The organism is Leeuwenhoekiella aestuarii (assembly GCF_004104055.1).
Classification (GTDB): Bacteria; Bacteroidota; Bacteroidia; order Flavobacteriales; family Flavobacteriaceae; genus Leeuwenhoekiella; species Leeuwenhoekiella aestuarii.
This window is the reverse complement of sequence record NZ_QOVJ01000028.1, coordinates 1-1,219: the sequence shown is the minus strand read 5'-3', so window position 1 is coordinate 1,219 and position 1,219 is coordinate 1. Positions and strand designations below refer to the sequence as shown.

Below are 1,219 nucleotides of genomic sequence, written 5' to 3'. Positions count from 1 at the left end.
CCGTATACGAGACCCGTACGTGCGGTGGTGTGAGAGGCGCAGTCCGTTCCTAATTAGGGGCGGACCCGTCTACTCGATTGCCAGCAGTTATTCTATTTCAGTTTTTTCTATTTCCTTAATTGATTTTCCACTGTCATTTTTCCAAACATTTCTACCATTAACAGAATAACCTAATATTACAGCTGCTGCTGCAGATGGGCTTGAAAAAAGGTGTTTCTTTGAAAAATAAAATTTGCCACTTGTGTTTTTTACGATAATAGCTTCTTTAATGAGGGATTCTCTTAATGCTCCATATCCATAATTTTTCGTTGGATTGTCTGATACTTCTGAATTTTCCAAAACAACCAAACCCTCATTTGTTTGAATCGCATTTGCCATAATTCCACTAACATTTAGATGGAGTTCTAACTCATCTTTTTTATCGGTTATATTATTAACTATGGAATTGTCGATGGATTCGACCTTTTCAGGAATATTTTTAATAGAAATAGGATTTTCTAAAAACTTATGCCCTAATGTTCCAGTCAATAATTTTATGTTAGATAAAAATTCCTCCATTGCATCTCGGTCAGGTAGTGGCAGTCTATTGAGATTTGGAGTATTACCATTTTTAAGTCTGTATCTGTCTGTTTGATTTGCGATTTCAACTAATCTGCTTTCCAAATATTTTATATGAGATTTTGTAAGATTTTCGTCTTTGCTTGTAAAAACTATAACTTCATTCCAAAAATCTTTTTTCAAGTCGTGATTTTTTAATCTATCCCATACATTTTCTGCTTCTCCTATATACACCATAGGTTTCAAAGTATCCTGTTCATAGCCAATCAAGAAATATACTCCTTGAGTATTAATTTCAATAGGAAAATGCTTATTTAAGTCCGAAATTTTAGTTCTTGGACAAGAAAGAGATTGAATTGTGTGATTAACAAGTTCGGCAAATTTAATTCCGGTAACACTTCCTTCTTTTAAATAAATTCTAATGCTTTTTCCTAATATCATTGGTTAGTTTTAATTGCTGGCAACGTGATTGTATATGGTTTGTTGCGTGGTTTAAGCACCTAATTCAGCAAATAAAAACCGAATAGAAAATCCGCGAGGATTTTCGTAAGTAGGCTAGAACTAGCAATAAATTATATACGGCTTAAGTTTGATTCTCCCTAAATTAATAGTCTAATCAGAAAGAACAAAAGAGAGGATTAAGGTTACTATATACGGTGAA

The 1,219-nt window shown here is 33.2% G+C and carries 1 protein-coding gene; it reads right to left on the bottom strand.

Going from position 1 to position 1,219, the window contains the following annotated elements; all coding sequences use genetic code 11:
* Positions 1–87 precede the first annotated feature (87 nt).
* The gene (locus tag DSM03_RS18895; protein WP_128762984.1) at positions 88–999 is read right to left on the bottom strand and encodes a GIY-YIG nuclease family protein; all 912 of its coding nucleotides are present in this window, start codon (positions 997–999) and stop codon (positions 88–90) included.
* Positions 1,000–1,219 lie beyond the last annotated feature (220 nt).

Coding starts and splice junctions, on each gene's coding strand:
- DSM03_RS18895 (WP_128762984.1), bottom strand. CDS start 999: ATGATATTAGGAAAAAGCATTAGAATTTATTTAAAAGAAGGAAGTGTT.